This is a genomic window from Streptomyces sp. NPDC048383, from assembly GCF_040651775.1.
Classification (GTDB): Bacteria; Actinomycetota; Actinomycetes; order Streptomycetales; family Streptomycetaceae; genus Streptomyces.
This window is the reverse complement of sequence record NZ_JBEZKS010000014.1, coordinates 28,764-42,386: the sequence shown is the minus strand read 5'-3', so window position 1 is coordinate 42,386 and position 13,623 is coordinate 28,764. Positions and strand designations below refer to the sequence as shown.

The following is a 13,623-nucleotide window of genomic DNA, read 5'->3' as shown; positions in this document are numbered from 1 at the left end:
GCGGGAGTCAGGCGGGGTCGGCGGGAAGGGCGTCGAACTGGAGGGCCAGGCCGTCGAGCAGGGCGGCCAGACCCGTCTCGAAGGCTCCCTCGTCGACCTCGCGGCGCCGCTCCGCCAGCAGGTGGGCCTGCCCCAGGTGGGGATAGTCCGTCGGGTCGTACGCCGTCTCGTCGTCGACGAAACCGCCGGCGAACGAGGCCACCGCCGAGCCCAGGATGAAGTACCGCATCAGCGCCCCGATCCGGGTCGCGTGCGCCGGCGGCCAGCCCGCCTCCGTCATCGCACCGAACACCGAGTCCGCCAGCCGCAGTCCCGCCGGCCGCCGGCCCGGCCCCCGGGCCAGGACCGGCACGATGTTCGGATGGTCGGACAGGGCGTCGCGGTACGAGTGCGCCCAGGCGTGCAACGCCCGCCGCCAGTCCCGGCAGTCCTCGAACATCGACAGGTCCACCCGCGCGCTCACCGCGTCGGCCACCGCCTCCAGGATCTCGTCCTTCGTGCGGAAGTGGTTGTACAGGGACGGCCCGCTCACCCCGAGCGCGGCGGCCAACCGGCGCGTCGAGAGCGCCTCCAGACCTTCCGCGTCCACCAGCGCACCCGCCGCCTCGACGATGCGGGCTCGGCTGAGGAGGGGCTTGCGCGGTCTGGCCATGCGCCACATAGTAGGGCCTGCCCGTCATAAACTACCGGTGCTAGTTAAAGGCCGGTCGAGACGCCCCGGAGGTGCCCGGTGAACCTGGAGCCGAGCGAGGAGCAGAGCGCCGTACGCCGACTGGCCCGCGCGTTCACCGAGCGCGAGATCGTCCCGTACGCCGCCGCGTGGGACCGGGCCGAGAGCGTGGACCGGGGCATCGTGAAGAAGCTCGGCGACGTCGGGTTCCTGGGCCTGACGGTGCCCGAGGAATACGGCGGCTCGGGCGGGGACCACCTCTCCTACGCCCTGGTCACCGAGGAACTCGGCCGCGGCGACTCCGCCGTGCGCGGCATCGTCTCCGTCTCCCTCGGCCTCGTCGCCAAGACCATCGCCGCCTGGGGCGACGAGGCGCAGAAGCGGGACTGGCTTCCCCGACTGTGCTCCGGCGAGGCCCTCGGCTGCTTCGGCCTGACCGAGCCCGGTACCGGCTCCGACGCGGGCAACCTCACCACCCGGGCCGTGCGCGAGGGGGACGCGTACGTCATCAGCGGCAGCAAGATGTTCATCACCAACGGCACCTGGGCCGACGTCGTCCTCCTCTTCGCCCGCACCGACGACACCCCCGGCCACCGCGGGATCTCCGCCTTCCTGGTGCCCGCCGACGCCCCCGGCCTCACCCGCCGCGAGGTCCACGGGAAGTTGGGCCTGCGCGGCCAGGCCACCGCCGAACTCGTCCTCGACGGCGTCCGCGTGCCCGCCTCCGCCATGCTCGGCCCCGAGGGCAAGGGCTTCTCCGTCGCCATGTCGGCACTGGCCAAGGGGCGGATGTCGGTCGCCGCGGGCTGCGTCGGCATCGCCCAGGCGGCGCTGGACGCCGCCGTCTCGTACGCCGCGCAGCGCGAGCAGTTCGGCAAGCCGATCGCCCAGCACCAGCTCGTCCAGGAACTCATCGCCGACATCTCGGTCGACGTGGACGCGGCCCGGCTGCTGACCTGGCGCGTCGCCGACCTCATCGACCGCGGGCAGCCCTTCGCCACCGAGTCCTCCACCGCCAAGCTCTTCGCCTCGGAAGCCGCCGTGCGCGCCGCCGGCAACGCCCTCCAGGTGCACGGCGGCTACGGCTACATCGACGAGTACCCCGTCGGCAAACTGCTGCGCGACGCCCGCGTGATGACCCTCTACGAGGGCACCAGCCAGATCCAGAAGCTGCTGATCGGCCGCGCCCGCACGGGGGTCTCCGCTTTCTGAGTACCCGGCTGAGTACCTGCGCCCATGTGCGCCCGGCCGTCGCCGCCGATGCTGGAGCCATGAACGAGACACCGGTCAAGCAGCAGAACACGGGGGCGTACTACGGCCAGGCCGTCGCCTCCTTCGGCGTCGCCATCGCCGCCGTGGCGCTGGGGATCTACAACATGGACGCCGACGGCTGGGTCCGCGCCTTCCTCGGCATCGCGGTGCTCTACCTCACCACCTCGGCGTTCACCCTCGCCAAGGTGATCAGGGACCGTCAGGAGGTGACGCAGATCGTCACCCGCGTCGACCAGGCCCGGATGGAGAAGATCATGACGGGCTACGACCCCTTCGCGCCGAAGCCCCCCACCCAGGACCGCTGACCGCGCGGGCCGGGACGCTCCCGTCCCTGACCGCGCGGTCCGGGACGCTCCCGTCACGCCACGCCCACCCCTGCCCGTCCGGCGCGGCTAAGCGCTTGCTCACCCTCCGGTAGGGTGTTCCTTCCTACAAGAGGAAGAGGTGGACGGGCCATGGACAGCGCGGCGGAAACCGGCGGATACCAGCCGTGGTCGGAGGTCACCCCCGACGCCGCGCGGCGGCTGCTCGTCGCCGCCGTCGAGGCCTTCGCCGAGCGCGGCTACCACGCGACCACCACCCGGGACATCGCCGGCCGGGCCGGGATGAGTCCGGCCGCGCTCTACATCCACTACAAGACCAAGGAAGAACTGCTCCACCGGATCAGTCGCATCGGTCACGACAAGGCGCTGGAGATCCTGGAAACCGCCGCCTCCGGCCCGGGCACCGCCGCCGAGCGGCTCGACGGCGCCGTACGGTCCTTCGTCGGCTGGCACGCGGCGCACCACACCACCGCCCGCGTGGTCCAGTACGAGCTCGACGCCCTCGCACCCGAGCACCGCTCCGAGATCGTGGCCCTGCGCCGGCGGAGCGACGCGGCCGTACGGCGGATCCTCGCCGACGGCGTACGGGCGGGGGAGTTCGCGGTGCCGGACGTCCCGGGCACCACCCTCGCCGTGCTGTCCCTGTGCATCGACGTGGCCCGCTGGTTCAGCGCGGCCGGACCGCGCACGCCCGACGAGGTCGGCGCGCTCTACGCCGACCTCGTGCTGCGCATGGTGAGCGCGGCCCCCGCCGCGTCCGCTCAGAAGTAGTAGCGGGACACCGACTCCGCCACGCACACCGGCTTTTCGGCGCCCTCGCGCTCCACCGTCACCGTCGCGGCGACCTGCACGCCCTCGCCGACCTCGGTGACCGACGTGATCAGCGCGGTGGCGCGCAGCCGCGAACCTACCGGCACCGGAGCGGGGAAGCGGACCTTGTCCACGCCGTAGTTGATGCCCATCCGCATGCCCTCGACCCGCATGATCTGCGGCACCAGGCTCGGCAGCAGCGACAGCGTCAGGTAGCCGTGCGCGATCGTCGAACCGAACGGCCCGGAAGCCGCCCGCTCGGGGTCCACGTGGATCCACTGGTGGTCGCCCGTCGCGTCGGCGAACAGGTCGATCCGCTTCTGGTCCACCTCCAGCCATCCGCTCGGGCCGAGCGGCTCGCCGATGCCGGCGCGCAGTTCCTCGGCGGATGTGAAGATCCTCGGATCGGCCATGCCCTGCCCCTGTCGGTAGACGTCTCCCACGCGGTCCTCAAGCCTGCTCGCCCGGCACACTCAGACGAATAAGCGTTTGCTCAGCATGCTGCGCCGCGTGTGTGAATGTCAACGCACCTCCGACTAGGCTCGGCAGGGTGCCGCAGATTCCCGAGAAGATCCACGAACTCACCGTCGGTCAGCTGTCCGCGCGCAGTGGAGCCGCCGTCTCAGCCCTCCACTTCTACGAGACGAAGGGCCTGATCAGCAGCCGCCGCACCTCCGGCAACCAGCGCCGCTACAGTCGTGACGCGCTGCGCCGGGTCGCGTTCGTACGCGCCGCTCAACGGGTGGGCATCCCGCTCGCCGACATCGGCGAGGCGCTGTCCCAACTGCCGGAAGGGCGCACGCCGAACCGCGAGGACTGGGCCCGCCTGTCGGAGGCCTGGCGATCCGAACTCGACCAGCGCATCGAGCAACTCAGTGATCTCCGCGACCGTTTGACGGACTGCATCGGCTGCGGCTGCCTCTCCATGAAGACCTGCGCGCTGTCCAACCCGGACGATGTCTTCGGCGACCGCATGACCGGCTCACGGCTGGCTTACTGACACCCGTCGCCCGCACCGGTACTCACCGCCCCGCCCGACCGGCGGACGCCGGAGCCCCCGCCGGACCGGCCTCGGCGGTGATCTCCCGGGCCGCCGCCACCAGTTCGGCGTTCGACCGGGCCGGGCGGCCGTCCGGCAGGTGGAGAACCTCTCCTACGCCGATCCGCGCACCGGCGCCGCACCGGGAGGCCAGCCGCAACACGGGCCAAGCGGCTCCGTCCTTCCCGTACAGCAGCACGGGTACGGGAGGCAGCCACCGCAGCCCCGCCACCAACGCGGGATCCGCCCGCGCCAGCTCCGCCACCAGCCGCACCCGCCCGTGGTCGGCCGGGGCCCACGCCAGGAAACGGGCCAGTGGCCCGGGCCCGGCACCGCCGCCCAGCGGTACCACCGCGTCCACCGCAACCCCGCGCGCCAACAGGGCCGAACCCAGCTCGTACGCGCCGGCTTCGGCGAAGGACACCGTCGCCCGGTCCGGCAGCACCTCCCAGCACCGCACCCGCTCCAGCCGCCCCGCCGGATCCGGCTCCGCGGCGACGGAAGCGGGCACCGTCAGGGGGACCCGGACCCCCGCGCCGCGCAACTCCTCCAGCAGTGGCCCCACCACCCGGGGCGAGAGGCCCTCCCGGCCGCACGGGGTCCGCGGGTGCACCAGTACCTCGCCGGCCCCGGCGGCGACCGCGGCCAACGCCGACTCCGCCAGCGCCCGCGGCGACATCGGTACGGCCGCCCCGTCGGCGGCGCCCCGCGACCCGTTGAGCCCGACCTGAAGCACCCGGGCCACACCGGCCGACCCCACCGCATCGGCCGTCCCGCTCACACCGGCCGTCCCGCTCACACCGGCCGCCTCGCCGACCCCGGCCGCCCGGCCCGCCGAAGCCCCCGTCCCGCCCCGGTCACGCCGCGTCCGCCGAAGCCGGGCGCACCACCGCCGCGTAAGCCAGGGCGGGTCTCGGCACCACGATGCCGCAGCCCCCGCACACCGGGCCGTCCCACGACCAGGCCCCGGCCCAGTCGCCGTGCCGGGCCGCCGGTACGGACGGCCAGCGCAACTCCTCCTCGCCGCACACCGGACACGAGGTGCCCGGCTCCGACTCCAGCGCTGTCACCAGCCGCCGCAGAACCTCGCCCAGCGTGCCCTCCGGCCGCACCCACGGGTCGGCGCAGCGCACCACCGCGTCCCCGTTGCCGCCCCAGGCCCACTCCGGGCGGCGCACCCCGTCGTGCTTCTCACGTCTGCGTCGCGCCGCGAACAACTTCTCGTACTCCAACCAGACCGCCCGCGCCTCTTCCAGTTCCTCCAGCGCCGCGACGAGCCGCAACGGGTCCGCACCCCGGTCCTCGGGAGCGATCCCGTGCCGGTCGCACAGGTGCCACCACGTCGCGCGGTGCCCGTACGGGGCGAACCGTTCCAGGCAGCGGCGCAACGAATGGCGCCGCAGGGCCCGGTCGTTGCGCGCGTCGCGCACCTGATAGGCCAGACTTCGAAAACCCGCCATCGCACCTTCACCTCCGCCGTCCCCCCACACCCGTGCCCGTGCCACTCCGTCGAACGAAGCAGCCCGCCCCGACGTGCCCAACATGCCCTGCGGGATGTGGGCGCATGCGGGGGCGGTCGAGGCGTATAGGTGGCACATGGCCGAATTTCAGCGCCCCATGCGCCCCGCGGACACCACGAGCCGGGCGAGTTCCTCGTGGCAGATGTCACTGTGCGCCCCCGACGGGGGCCCGCCCCGGCGCACCACGGACCCGGCGTCGACGCTGACGCAGCCCCTCTCCGGCAGCCCGTCGCGCAGCGCGGCGGCGAGGCCCAGCCGGGGCGCGCCCGGTAGGGCCCGCACTCCGTCGTGCCCGATCGCGCCCCACCGCTCGTCGAAACCGAGAAGTCCGGCCGAATCCCCCGCCATCCGGGAGGCCAGCGGGTAGAACACCCCGAGCGAGGAGTCGTGGGCGGAATGACAGGCCACGACCGGCCCGTCCACCCGGCGCTGCAGCCCGCGCAGGGCTCCGCCGCGACGCGGGTCATGGGGCAGCCGGTCGCTGAAGGCGTAGTGGGAGAAGGCCCCTTGGAGGAGCGTCAACGACTTGGGGTTCCGCCCCCCGTCGGGCAGGGACCGTAGCGCGAAGGAGACCACGCGGGCACCGAAGCTGTGGCCGATCAGGTGGACCCGAAGGGCGGGCCGGCGTCCGGCCAGGTCCGCCAGGACCGGTCCGAGTCCGAGTTCCCCGACCACCCCGGCCCGCTTCTTCATCTCGTAGTACGTGGCCTGCCGCAGCAGTTCCTTGGCCCCGCTCCACAGGGACCGCAGTCCGCCCCCAAGCGCGAGGCCCGACGCCCCGGAAGGTGCGGGCGCGGCGTCCGGTGCGGCGTCCCGCCCGCCCCCGACCTGCTCCAGCGCGTCCGCGAGGGTCCGGCAGACCGCCAGCACGTCCTCGGCGAAAATGGCCGGTACGTCGTGCCGCGCGGTCCCGTCGGCCGCCCCGGCCGGCGTCGGGGGCGGGGCCGGCATCGGGCCCAGCAGGTTGACGGGCGTACCGACCCGGTCGGCCCGCAGCAGTTCCCGTACGAGCGCCCCGAACTCGACGAGGGCCGCCGCAGAGTCCGGCCGGTTCTCCAACAGCTCGGCGATCCGCCCGAGTTCCGCCTCGCGGCCCGGCCAGAACCTCGCCAGGGCCCGCCGCGTGTCGGGGTCCAGGACCGTGCCGAACCCCGGCAGGGGCAGGGCGCCGGGTGCCTCGAAGTCGGGTATCGGCTCGTCGGAGAACCGGATCGACGGCCAGACGACGCCCACGTACCCGAGCCGCACCCCCGTCCCCACCAGCTCCGGGAAGGGAGCGAAGAACCGGTCGTAGAGCCGGGTCGCCGTCCACCGGTCGCTGTTCCAGCCGTGGGCGAAGACCAGCAGGTCCGTCGCCTCGATCCGGGCCACCGTCTCCCGGGCCGCCGGATCCACGTCGCCCTGCGCGTCGAAGGTCAGCTCCCGGTACGGGCCGACGCCGATGCCCGCAGCGGTCGCGGTCGCGGCCGGGCCGGCCGCCGTGACGCCGAACCCGCTCCAGCGCCCGGTCGCCGCCGGGGCCCGGCTCCCGGTACTCGTACCGGTGAAGCCCCTGCCCCCCGCCCCGGTGCGGCTCGCGCCGCCCGTCCCCGTCCCCGTCCGCGTCCGCGTCCCCGTCCCCGTCCCGCCGTCGGATCCGCCCGGCCGTCCACCCGCCATGGGTCCCCCTCCGCGCCGCCCCTGTGGTGCTTGCAGCATCCCGCCGCTCGGGCCGCCCGACCAGTCCCGCGACGCCCCGGATCGGGGGCGGCCGCCCGTCGCTCAGGGATAGAGCAGGTACTTCTCCCGTACGGCCGCGAAACGCGCCAGTCCGGCAGCCCAGTCGTTCACGACCTCCTGCACCCCGGCCCCGGCGTCCACCAGCGTGCGCACCCGGTCCGAGCCCGTCAGCCGGTCGATCCAGTGATCGGAGCGCCAGGCGAACCCGGACCACACCCGGCGCGCGGTGACCAGCAGCCCGACCCCGGTCAGCACCGGATCGAAGGCGTCCCGGTCGTGCACGATCAGCCGGACCCCGCCACACACCTTCCCGGTGTGCTTGGAGAAGGAAGGGGTGAACCACGTCTCGCGGAACCACACTCCCGGCAGCTCCAGGCCGTTCGCCGCCTCGGCCCACCGCCGGTCGACGCCCTCCGCGCCCACCACCTCGAACGGGGTGGTGGTGCCCCGGCCCTCCGACAGGTTGGTCCCCTCGAACAGACAGGTCCCGGCGTACGCCAGTGCCGTGTCCGGAGTCGGCACGTTCGGGCTCGGCGGCACCCACGGCAGCCCGGTCGCCCCGAAGAGCGCATCCCGTCGCCAGCCCGTCATCCGTACCGTCCGCAGCCGCACCGGCCCCTGCGGGAAGGCCGTACCGCTCAGGAACTCGCCGTTGAACAGCAGCGCCAGTTCGGCCGCCGTCATCCCGTGCGCGAGCGCGATCGGCTCCCGGCCCACGAAGCTCGCGTACGGCCGCTCCAGCACCGGACCGGCCGCCCGCCGGCCGCCGACCGGGTTCGGCCGGTCCAGCACCACCACGGCCTTGCCCGCGAGGGCGGCCGCGCGCATGCAGTCGTAGAGGGTCCAGACGTACGTGTAGAACCGTGCCCCCACGTCCTGGATGTCGAAGACGACGGTGTCGATGCCGGCCCTCGTGAAGAGGTCCGCGAGCTGCTGCCCGCTGGTGGCGTACGTGTCGTACACGGGCAGCCCGGTCGCCGGGTCCCGCCCCGCCCCCTCCGAGCCGCCCGCCTGCGCCGTGCCGCGGAACCCGTGCTCCGGCCCGAACACGGCGACCAGGTCGACCCGTTCGTCCGCGTGCAGTACGTCGACCAGGTGGCGGGCGTCGGCGGTGATCCCGGTGGGGTTGGTGACCACCCCGATCCGCTGCCCCGCCAGCGCCGCGTACCCGTCGGCGGCGAGCTGCTCGAACCCCGTCCGCACCCGCTCCGCCCGGGGGCCCGTGGCCGGCGCGGCACCGGTGCCCGCCACAGGGCCCGCGCCCGCCCCCAGGGCCCCGACGGCCCCAGCCGCCCCCGCCAGTCCCAGCACCCCGCGTCGTGACAGCGTCATCCGGCCACGCTAGGCGGTCCCCTCCGGATCCTGCCCGACCCACGCCGCCCGGAGGGTGCGCGTCCGCGTGCCGCGTCCGCGTGCGGCGTCGGGCGATCACGTACCGCCGAGGGGGCCGTCCCTCTTCCGGTCGGGCATACCGACTGGTTAGTCTGCCGGGGATCGGCCCCCAGGGCAGCGACGAAAGGTGACCCCCGTGAGCACGTACCAGGACCAGCGAGTCGTCGTCACCGGCGCGGGCGGCGGCATCGGCGCGGCCCTCGCCCACCGGTTCGCCGCCGAGGGGGCGACCGTCGTCGTCAACGACCTCGACCCCGCCAAGGCCGCCTCCGTGGCGGACGCGATCGGTCCCCGGGCCATCGCCGTCCCGGGCGACGCCTCCATGGTCGTGGCCAAGGCCAGGGAGGCGCTGGGCGGCGCCGTGGACGTGTACTGCGCCAATGCCGGCCTCGCCTCCGGTGGTGACGCCTTCGCGGACGAGGCCGTCTGGGAGGCGGCCTGGGACACCAATGTGATGGCCCACGTGCGCGCCGCCCGGACCCTGTTGCCCGACTGGTTGGAGCGCGGCGGCGGCCGCTTCGTGTCCACCGTCTCGGCCGCGGGACTGCTGACCATGATCGGAGCGGCGCCGTACAGTGTCACCAAGCACGGCGCCCTCGCCTTCGCGGAATGGCTCTCGTTGACCTACCGCCACCGGGGCGTGTCGGTCCACGCCATCTGTCCGCAAGGGGTGCGCACCGACATGCTCACCGCCGCCGGATCGGCGGGCGAGCTGGTCCTGGCGCCGACCGCGATCGAACCCGACGCGGTCGTGGAGGCGCTGTTCGACGGCATGGAGAAGGGCCGGTTCTTGATCCTCCCGCACCCCGAGGTGGCGGACTACTACGCCGCGCGCGCCACGGAACCCGACCGCTGGCTGACCGGCATGAACCACCTCCAGCGGAAGTGGGAATCCTCGTGACCGAAGCACCGAGGGCGCCTGGGGCGCCGAAGGCGCCGGGGTTCGAGGGCCCGGGGTTCGAGGGTCCGGGGTCCGAGGCGTCGGCGGTGTTGCCCCGGGCGTCGGCGACTTCGGTGACCGAAGGGCGCGTGCACGGGGTCCTGGCCGGCCCGGTGCCGGGCGCCGCTACGGTCTCCGCAGCCTCGGCAGCCCTGGCGTCGACCTCCGGCGCCGCCCCCACCGGGTCCCGGTACGCCGCGCGTCCCTGGCTGCGGCAGCTGAGCCCCGCCCAGTTGGCCGGGGTTTCGCCGCAGCCCAGCGTGCTGCACGCGTTCCGGGCGGCCGTCGCCCGCGCCCCCGGCCGCCCGGCCCTCGCGTACTTCGACGGCCGGATCGCCTACGCGGAAGCCGACGCCCTCTCCGACTCCCTCGCCGGGCACCTCGCCGCGCAGGGCGTCGGTCGGGGCGACCGGGTCGCCGTCATGCTGCAGAACACCCCGCACTTCGTGCTCGCGGTGCTGGCCGCGTGGAAGGCCGGGGCGGTGGTCGTCCCGCTCAACCCGATGTACAAGGCCGCCGAGGTCGGGCACGCCCTGCGCGACTCCGGGGCCGCCGCGCTGGTCTGCGCGGAGCCGGCCTGGACGGCGTACCTGCGGGAGGCGGTGCGCGGGACCGGCGTACGGACCGTCCTGACCACCCGCGACCGGGACTTCCAGACCCGCGACGACCCCCGCGTCCTACCCGCACGGCCCGCACAGGCCGAGGCCGCCCAAGCCGCGTCGGCCGGGCCCCCGCCCGCACGTGCCGAGCCCGCGCAGCCCGCGCCCGCACATGCCGAGCCCCGGCACGCCGAGCCCCCGCACCCCGAGCCCGCGCACGGCGGGCCCCGGCACGCCGAGCCCCCGCACGCCTCGCCCACACAGCCCGCGCCCGAGCACCCCGCGCTCGCGCCGGCAGGGTCCGCGCAGCCCGCGCACGCACATGCCGGGCCCCCGCCCGTCGGGCCCCCGCGCCCCCCGGCCCCCACCCCCGTCGACCTCGTCGTCACCGCGCGCCGGGGCCTCCCCCCTCCGCCCGATCCCCGCCTGACCGCCGCCGACCCCGCTCTCATCAGCTACACCTCCGGAACCTCCGGCACCCCCAAGGGCGCCGTGAACCCGCACGGCGCGCTCACGTACAACGCCACCCGCCAGGTCACCGGACACCCCCTCCCCGAGGGCGCCGGCTACTTCGCGCTCGCCCCGCTCTTCCACATCACCGGCATGGTCTGCGAGCTCACCGCCTGCTTCACCAACGCCGGCACCCTCGTCCTCGCCCACCGCTTCGACGCCGGCGCCGTCCTGGACGCCTTCCTCGAACACCGCCCCGCCTACACCATCGGCCCGGCCACCGCCTTCATCGCGCTCGCCGCCCATCCCGCCGTCACGCGCGAGCACTTCGCCTCCTTCCAGGTGGTCTCCTCCGGCGGCGCACCCCTGCCGCCCGCGCTCGTCGCGCGGCTGCGCGCCGATCTCGGCTTCTACCTGCGCAACGGCTACGGCCTCACCGAGTGCACCGCCCCCTGCGCCTCGGTCCCCGCCCACCTCGAAGCCCCCGTCGACCCCGCCTCCGGCACCCTCTCGGTCGGTGTCCCCGGCGCGCAGACCCTCGTACGGATCCTCGACGAGCACGGCGCCGAGGTGCCCTTCGGCGAGAGCGGCGAGATAGCCGTCCGCGGCCCCCAGGTCGTCCCCGGCTACTGGGGGATGCCCGAGGAGAGCGCGCGGGCCTTCCCGGACGGCGAACTGCGCACCGGGGACGTCGGCTTCATGGACGCGGACGGCTGGCTCTACGTGGTCGACCGGAAGAAGGACATGATCAACGCCGCCGGGTTCAAGGTCTGGCCGCGCGAGGTGGAGGACGTCCTGCACACCCACCCGGCCGTCCTCGACGCGGCCGTCGTCGGGGTCCCCGACCCGTACCGCGGGGAGAGCGTGAAGGCGTACGTGAGCCTGCGGCCGGGCGCCTCGGCGGAGCCGGCCGAACTCGTCGCCCACTGCGCCGAGCGCGTCGCCGCGTACAAGTACCCGCGCGAAGTCGAGATCCTGCCTGTTCTTCCCCGGACGACGAGTGGCAAGATCCTGCGACGGGAACTGCGCGAGCGAGGCTGAAAACAGTTGGATGGTCGTACGACGCAGCAGCTCAGGGATCAGGAAAGGAAGGCGAGCGCCATGACAGCCAGGACCACCACGGAGCCGGCGGAGAACAACCGGGAGACCCCGGTACCGCAGCGGTTGCTGGCCGTGGCCACCAGGCTGTTCGCCGAGCGTGGCTACGACCGCACCTCCGTCCAGGAGATCGTCGAGGCCGCCGGCGTCACCAAGGGGGCGCTCTACCACTACTTCGGGTCGAAGGACGACCTGCTGCACGAGGTGTACGCGCGCATGCTGCGCCTCCAGCAGCAGCGGCTCGACGCGGTGGCCGGATCCGATGCTCCCGTCGAGGAGCGGTTGCGGGCCGCGGCCGCCGACGTGGTGGTCACCACCATCGAGAACCTCGATGACGCGATGATCTTCTTCCGGTCGATGCACCAGCTCAGCCCGGAGAAGTACAAGCAGGTCAGGTCCGAGCGCAGGCGCTACCACGAGCGCTTCCGGGCCCTGGTCGAGGAGGGCCAGCGGACGGGGGTGTTCGTCACGGCCACGCCCGCCGACCTGGTGGTCGACTTCTACTTCGGATCCGTCCACCACCTGTCCACCTGGTACCGCACGGACGGCCCGCTCACCCCGCACCAGGTCGCCGACCACCTCGCCGACCTGCTGCTGCGCTCCCTGCGCCCCTGAGCGGCCGGCCCGCTCACACCCGGGCCAGGGCCGGGTAGTCGGTGTACCCCTCAGCCCCCCGTACGTGCATCAGGAACTCCGGCCGGAGCTCGTTGAGCGGGGCACCGGCGCGCAGCCGTTCCACGAAGTCGGGGTTGGCGAGGAACCCCCGACCCAGCGCGATCAGGTCGGCGCCCGCCCCCAGCAGCCGCTCGGCCCGCCGCCGGCCGCCGTCACCGGAGACCTCCTCGCGCGACAGCGTCGGATTGGCGATCAGGGTGCCCGGCCAGGCCGCGCGGAGCGCGCCGAAGGCGGGCCGGTCCGGGTCGGCGTACACCTGGTGCAGGTACACCGGCCCGAGCTCGGCCAGGGCCCGGGTGAGCGCCGGGTAGATCTCCTCGGTGTCGCCCTCCTCGATGCCGTTGACCCCCGCTCCGGGAGAGACGCGTACGCCCACCCGGTCCGCGCCGATCGCCCCGATCACGGCCCGGACCACCTCGACGGTGAAGCGGATCCGGTGCTGTACGGGGCCGCCCCACTCGTCGGTGCGGCGGTTCGTGTTCCGCGCGAGGAACTGGTGGAGCAGGTGGCCGTTGGCGGAGTGCACCTCCACGCCGGCGAACCCCGCCGCGACGGCGTTGCGGGCGGCGGTCGCGAAGTCGGCGATGGTGGTGCGGATGTCCTCGCCGGTCATCTCGCGCGGCGGCACGGCGTCCTGGAGCCCGGACGGCGTGTGCAGCGGCTCCGGGAAGCGGACCGCGGACGGGGCGAGCGGGGCGTGCCCGCTGGTGTCGGGGTGCCCGACCCGGCCGCCGTGCTGGAGTTGGAGGAACATCCGCCCGCCGGCCGCGCGCACGGCGTCGGTGACCCGCTGCCAGCCGGCGATCTGCGCGGGGGAGTGGATGCCGGGGATGTACGGGTACGTCTGCCCGACGGCGTTCGGCGTGGTGCCCTCGGCGATGATCAACGCGGCCGATGCGCGCTGCGCGTAGTGCTCGGCCATGAGCGCGCCCGGCACTCCGTCGGCGTCCGCGCGGTTGCGCGTCAGCGGCGCCATCACCAGGCGACCGGGCAGTTCCAGGTTGCCGAGGCGGACGGGTTCGAAGAGGCGGGAGGCGGCGGGTACCTGCTCGGTGTGCGTCATGCCGGTACCGTAGAACCTCACATTGATGTCAGGTTCAAGCCTTCGGGGCGGGG

At 74.1% G+C, this 13,623-nt stretch carries 14 protein-coding genes; 7 read left to right on the top strand and 7 right to left on the bottom strand.

Going from position 1 to position 13,623, the window contains the following annotated elements:
- Positions 1-7: 7 nt before the first annotated feature.
- Positions 8-652 (bottom strand): TetR/AcrR family transcriptional regulator, encoded by a 645-nt coding sequence (locus AB0D46_RS12660; protein ID WP_362877312.1) that lies wholly within the window; start codon positions 650-652, stop codon positions 8-10.
- A gap of 78 nt (positions 653-730) precedes the next feature.
- Between AB0D46_RS12660 and AB0D46_RS12655 the strand changes: the two genes are divergently transcribed.
- From AB0D46_RS12655 to AB0D46_RS12645, 3 genes are all read left to right on the top strand, one after another.
- A complete protein-coding gene (locus AB0D46_RS12655) occupies positions 731-1,882 on the top strand; it encodes an acyl-CoA dehydrogenase family protein (RefSeq protein ID WP_362877311.1) in 1,152 nt (383 codons plus the stop codon).
- A 59-nt stretch (positions 1,883-1,941) separates the two neighbouring features.
- On the top strand, positions 1,942-2,247 hold the full coding sequence (locus AB0D46_RS12650; protein ID WP_362877310.1) for a YiaA/YiaB family inner membrane protein: 306 nt from the start codon (positions 1,942-1,944) through the stop codon (positions 2,245-2,247).
- Between the two features lie 150 nt (positions 2,248-2,397).
- The gene (locus tag AB0D46_RS12645) at positions 2,398-3,036 is read left to right on the top strand and encodes a TetR/AcrR family transcriptional regulator (protein ID WP_362877309.1); all 639 of its coding nucleotides are present in this window, start codon (positions 2,398-2,400) and stop codon (positions 3,034-3,036) included.
- Here the strand turns inward: AB0D46_RS12645 and AB0D46_RS12640 are convergent.
- Complete coding sequence (locus AB0D46_RS12640) at positions 3,027-3,488, bottom strand: MaoC family dehydratase (RefSeq protein ID WP_362877308.1); 462 nt, start codon at positions 3,486-3,488, stop codon at positions 3,027-3,029. The genes AB0D46_RS12645 and AB0D46_RS12640 overlap by 10 nt on opposite strands.
- 137 nt (positions 3,489-3,625) lie before the next feature.
- Between AB0D46_RS12640 and soxR the strand changes: the two genes are divergently transcribed.
- On the top strand, positions 3,626-4,075 hold the full coding sequence (soxR, locus tag AB0D46_RS12635) for a redox-sensitive transcriptional activator SoxR (RefSeq protein WP_362877307.1): 450 nt from the start codon (positions 3,626-3,628) through the stop codon (positions 4,073-4,075).
- A gap of 22 nt (positions 4,076-4,097) precedes the next feature.
- On the opposite strand, the gene AB0D46_RS12630 is transcribed toward soxR, so the two are convergent.
- The 4 genes from AB0D46_RS12630 to AB0D46_RS12615 form a co-directional block, all read right to left on the bottom strand.
- Positions 4,098-4,913, bottom strand: coding sequence for a 3-keto-5-aminohexanoate cleavage protein (locus AB0D46_RS12630; protein WP_362877306.1), 816 nt, complete (start codon positions 4,911-4,913; stop codon positions 4,098-4,100).
- 58 nt (positions 4,914-4,971) lie between these two features.
- Positions 4,972-5,574, bottom strand: coding sequence for a hypothetical protein (locus tag AB0D46_RS12625; protein WP_362877305.1), 603 nt, complete (start codon positions 5,572-5,574; stop codon positions 4,972-4,974).
- Positions 5,575-5,721: 147 nt separating this feature from the next.
- Positions 5,722-7,293, bottom strand: coding sequence for a serine-threonine protein kinase (locus tag AB0D46_RS12620; protein ID WP_362877304.1), 1,572 nt, complete (start codon positions 7,291-7,293; stop codon positions 5,722-5,724).
- 102 nt (positions 7,294-7,395) lie between these two features.
- Positions 7,396-8,685, bottom strand: a complete 1,290-nt coding sequence (locus AB0D46_RS12615; protein WP_362877303.1) for a DUF1343 domain-containing protein — start codon at positions 8,683-8,685, stop codon at positions 7,396-7,398.
- A 196-nt stretch (positions 8,686-8,881) separates the two neighbouring features.
- Here AB0D46_RS12615 and AB0D46_RS12610 point away from each other — a divergent pair, with 196 nt between their 5' ends.
- From AB0D46_RS12610 to AB0D46_RS12600, 3 genes are all read left to right on the top strand, one after another.
- A complete protein-coding gene (locus AB0D46_RS12610; RefSeq protein ID WP_362877302.1) occupies positions 8,882-9,646 on the top strand; it encodes an SDR family NAD(P)-dependent oxidoreductase in 765 nt (254 codons plus the stop codon).
- 191 nt (positions 9,647-9,837) lie between these two features.
- Entirely contained in the window at positions 9,838-11,775 is a 1,938-nt protein-coding gene (locus AB0D46_RS12605) for an AMP-binding protein (protein WP_362877388.1), read from the top strand.
- 60 nt (positions 11,776-11,835) lie between these two features.
- Entirely contained in the window at positions 11,836-12,447 is a 612-nt protein-coding gene (locus tag AB0D46_RS12600) for a TetR/AcrR family transcriptional regulator (RefSeq protein WP_362877301.1), read from the top strand.
- Between the two features lie 13 nt (positions 12,448-12,460).
- On the opposite strand, the gene AB0D46_RS12595 is transcribed toward AB0D46_RS12600, so the two are convergent.
- On the bottom strand, positions 12,461-13,570 hold the full coding sequence (locus AB0D46_RS12595; RefSeq protein WP_362877300.1) for an alkene reductase: 1,110 nt from the start codon (positions 13,568-13,570) through the stop codon (positions 12,461-12,463).
- Between the last annotated feature and the right edge of the window lie 53 nt (positions 13,571-13,623).